This is a genomic window from Alcanivorax sp. 1008, assembly GCF_020667895.1.
Taxonomy (GTDB): Bacteria; Pseudomonadota; Gammaproteobacteria; order Pseudomonadales; family Alcanivoracaceae; genus PGZG01.
In genome coordinates, this window is sequence record NZ_JAFMPS010000052.1 from 1 (window position 1) to 3,881 (window position 3,881).

Sequence of the window (3,881 nt, forward strand, 5' to 3'; positions counted from 1 at the left end):
TCCGACCCGCGCCTCCATCTATACTCCCCTGAAGTCCCCCGCCCGGGTGGCGAAATTGGTAGACGCATGGGACTTAAAATCCCTTGTCCTTCGGGACGTGCCGGTTCAAGTCCGGCCCCGGGCACCAAATAAGGCCAAAACAAAAGGGCCTCACTTAATACATGTCAATCAAAGCGTAAGTCCTGCGCTATTACATTTATAGTGCGGCTGACTGGGAGATCCTGGCTTGCCCTGCCACTTGTCTCAAATCCATACCTTCAGCGCCACGTAGGCCGTTCTGAGAGTTTCGTACGGCATGTGTCAGGAGCGCATTGAACGTCATCGCGCGGAGGGCTTTTTGCTCTTAGTTTGATCCTAGACAACAAAAAGTGCCGCTCTACTCACTAAGCTACGCTCAAAGTCAGGCCTCGAGCAGTTTCGTGGGGCTAATGTCAGCTACCGAATGAGTGGCGATAGAGAGAGCCGTGGAATGGATGGAATAACCCCTTGAAGCATTTCCGCCAATTAATCCTTTGTTGGCCTGCTGTTTGGCTCCTGCTGCCGTGCTCAAGCGTGCTGGCAGCGGATGAGGACGGATACCAGTTGGGCAGGGGCTATCACATTAGTGAAGCCTTGACCGTTGGCGGCTACTTCTCTGCGGAATACAAAAAGTCTGACACTGAGGATTACCTGACCTTAGAAGACCTTGCCGTATTGGGCTACGGCAAGCTTAGTGACAAACTTTCTTATCTCGTTGAACTTGAATCCGTAGATTTCTACAAGGTCGACTTTGAGGCGGATACCGACCGTGCCAATACCAAGCCGGCGGTAGAGCGTTTGTATGTGGATTACGATTACGCTGACGTAGCTTCTTTTCGTATTGGAAAGCAGCTTACCCCTGTTGGCTTCTGGAGCCGTCAGCCAATCAATGTATTGCGGGAAACCACGTCAAGCCCCCTGCTTACCAGTCAGATGTTTCCCAGATTCCTTTCCGGGATTGATGCGAACGGCTTTCTGCCATTCGACGAATCGATCTCCTATCACCTGTACATGCAGGCTAACGGGGATATCGACGATCGCTACGTCAATATTGATGTGGATAAACACTTCGGGATTTCCCTTGAGAAGGAACTGTTTGAAGGTGTGCAGCTAGGCGGCAGTGTCGGCTGGTTTGAGGAGGCCAATGAAGACACGACACGCTATGGCGCTATAAGTGCCCGTTATAAAAAGGGTGCCACCACGGTGACTTCGGAAGCAGTCTGGGTAAGCAGTGACCGGCTAGCCCTGCCTGCTGCCGATGCGTCTGCGGTCTATCTTCAGTGGGAATATGGATTTGCCCCCAAACATACCATTGTTTCCAGAGTCGAATACCTGGACGACAACAGGGTGAATGATCAGGCCCGGATTGGTGTTATTGGTTATAGCTTCAGGCCGGTTTATCCGGTTTCTTTAAAGGCCGAATTTCAGGCTGACGCCGATTCGAACAATGACCTGTTCTTGACTTCTCTATCGGTGCTTTTCTGATGAGAGTGCTTCTACTGCTCATTATTCTGATGGTGCCGATGGGTGCGGGTGCATCTGATTATGTTGTTGTGGTGTCCAAGGATAGTCCTATAGATTTTGTTGATGGCAGTAAGGTCAAGTCGATCTTTCTTAAACAACGCAAGCTATACGGCAAAGCCAGACTGATCCCGGTGAACCTTGTAGGTAGCAAATCGCCGAGGCCGTTATTTGAGGAAAGAGTCCTTTTAATGAGTCGAGAGGAAATCAATAACTATTGGATAAGGGGGCATTTTGAGGGTTTGACGCCACCGGCTACACAAGCTTCTCTTGAGTCTATTAAGCAGTTCGTAAAGACCGTCGAAGGGGCAATAGGCTATCTTCCCAAATCCATGCTTGATCCTGGCTTGAAGGTGGTGCATGAGTTTTAGGAGCAAGACAATTGCAATTCTCATCATACTGAGCCTTGCCCCATATGTAATTACCATGACCGTTTTAGGTCATGCTTATCGAAACGATACGGAAGACCGGTTGCTTTCTGACATGGAGAATCACCTCAATCTGATGGTGAGCAGTCTTGACCGGAAAATCCAATCTCTTGAAAACAACATGAAATTCATTGCCTCCCTTGATGTGATGGATGATCTTTTGACCATGGACTTAGACAGGAGAATCCTGAGCCTGCTGATCTCCAGGAAGCAGGATCTTCAACTCGACGGCGATTTCTTTGTCACCAATCTTGAGTCTGTCGTTATTGCATCCAGCGCACCTGAGGAAATTGGCAGGGCCTTTGAAGGAACACCATTTTTGACTGTGCCTGTTATGTCCAGCTTCGAAGAAAGAACCATTGGATACCTGCACGTTAACTATGAAAATACCAACCTGACCAGATTGTTTTCCGATGATCGAAACCTCCATTTCACATTGGTGGCGAGTGGCCACAGAGAAGCCGACGATACAGCGCTGGTTAATTCCTTGGTGGTTGAGAAGAGTCTTGTCACCAGGCCAGAGATGTCGGTCTTGCTCGAGCAAGACCGCGAGTTTGCGTTTTCAGCCCTGAGTGATCTTTCCGGAAGGCTTTTTTTGGCGCTTGCATTTGGTGTGATTGCGATAGTGTCGGTGGCCTATTTGGTCGCAGGCTATATGATCAAGCCTGTGACAAATCTTGCCAACGCGGCAAGGAAAATAACGGAGACGCAGGATTACAGCCAGAGAGTTGATGTTGACCGGGCGGATGAAATTGGGCAGTTGTCGGCTGCTTTCAACCACATGCTTAGCGGTATTCAACAGGCGCTAGAACGCTTAAGGGAAGAAAGCATCAATCAGCTTCGCCTGGTGGAGGAAAAAAGTCGTTCGGAGATGCTACAAACTCTGTCCAATAAGCTGTCGAAATACCTCTCCCCACAGATCTACCAGTCAATCTTCAAGGGGGAGAAAGATGTCACACTAGGGTCCTCCCGAAAGAAGCTCACCATTTTCTTTTCCGATATCGTAAGTTTTACCGATACTACTGACCGAATGGAATCGGAGGACCTGACCCAGCTTTTGAATCAGTACCTTAGTGAGATGACAGTAATCGCTTTGGAGTATGGCGCCACAATAGACAAGTACATCGGCGATGCCATTATGATTTTCTTCGGTGACCCTCAAACATTAGGGGTTCCAGAGGATGCTCAGCAATGCCTTAAAATGGCCATGGCAATGCAGGAACGCGTCCATGAGCTAAAGAGCGAGTGGCGTAACGCTGGGTACACCAGTCCATTTGAAATAAGAATAGGGATTCACACAGGGTATTGTACGGTGGGCAATTTTGGCACAGAGGCCCGAATGGATTACACAATTGTCGGTTCGGCAGTTAATTTGGCCAGCCGAATTGAATCTGCCGCTGAGCCCAGCACCATATACCTGTCTGAAGATACCTATCTTTTGGTCAAAGAACAGATTCCGTGCATTAGCGTAAAGACATTCACGCCGAAAGGCTTCCATGAGCCGGTCAAACTATATAAAGCAGTATTCCAGCATCCGGGTGCTGGTGAAGTAACCATTCTTGAAGAGCGCGGGCTGAATCTGGTGTTTGATCCTGCTTTGATTTCCGATAAAGGTAAAGATCAACTGAAACAATTCCTGAAAAAGCTGACGGATGAGGGTTCTTGACTTGAGTGCCGGAATAGAAAACGCCTTACCCTCTACATATCTATCATGCAAAAGGTAAGGCCTGTTCCATCACTTTCTAAAAAACGCTTTTATCTATCCTTGCGAATCAATGCAGAGTTTTTGCTCTTATAGTTCCGATCCGTCATTGCGGAAAAAGCCATTGGTGATTGCTATGGCTGTGCCACCGGCGGTGTACAGGGTTCCGCTGAAGGTGCCTTCGTAAACGGCTCCGGCAGAAGTTACGTTAA

General features: G+C 48.6%; 3 protein-coding genes and 1 tRNA gene. All 4 read left to right on the forward strand.

The features are described from left to right. The first annotated feature begins 40 nt into the window (after positions 1-40). The 4 genes from J1C54_RS16090 (at position 41) to J1C54_RS16105 (ending at position 3,633) form a co-directional block, all read left to right on the forward strand. Positions 41-127: transfer RNA gene (locus J1C54_RS16090), tRNA-Leu, on the forward strand. A gap of 425 nt (positions 128-552) precedes the next feature. Beyond that, complete coding sequence (locus J1C54_RS16095; protein WP_229149931.1) at positions 553-1,503, forward strand: hypothetical protein; 951 nt, start codon at positions 553-555, stop codon at positions 1,501-1,503. After that, on the forward strand, positions 1,503-1,910 hold the full coding sequence (locus J1C54_RS16100) for a hypothetical protein (protein ID WP_229149932.1): 408 nt from the start codon (positions 1,503-1,505) through the stop codon (positions 1,908-1,910). Before J1C54_RS16095 ends, J1C54_RS16100 begins: the two co-directional genes overlap by 1 nt. Continuing rightward, a complete protein-coding gene (locus tag J1C54_RS16105) occupies positions 1,900-3,633 on the forward strand; it encodes an adenylate/guanylate cyclase domain-containing protein (protein WP_229149933.1) in 1,734 nt (577 codons plus the stop codon). Before J1C54_RS16100 ends, J1C54_RS16105 begins: the two co-directional genes overlap by 11 nt. Positions 3,634-3,881: the final 248 nt, after the last annotated feature.

Coding starts and splice junctions, on each gene's coding strand:
- J1C54_RS16100 (WP_229149932.1), top strand. CDS start 1,503: ATGAGAGTGCTTCTACTGCTCATTATTCTGATGGTGCCGATGGGTGCG.
- J1C54_RS16105 (WP_229149933.1), top strand. CDS start 1,900: ATGAGTTTTAGGAGCAAGACAATTGCAATTCTCATCATACTGAGCCTT.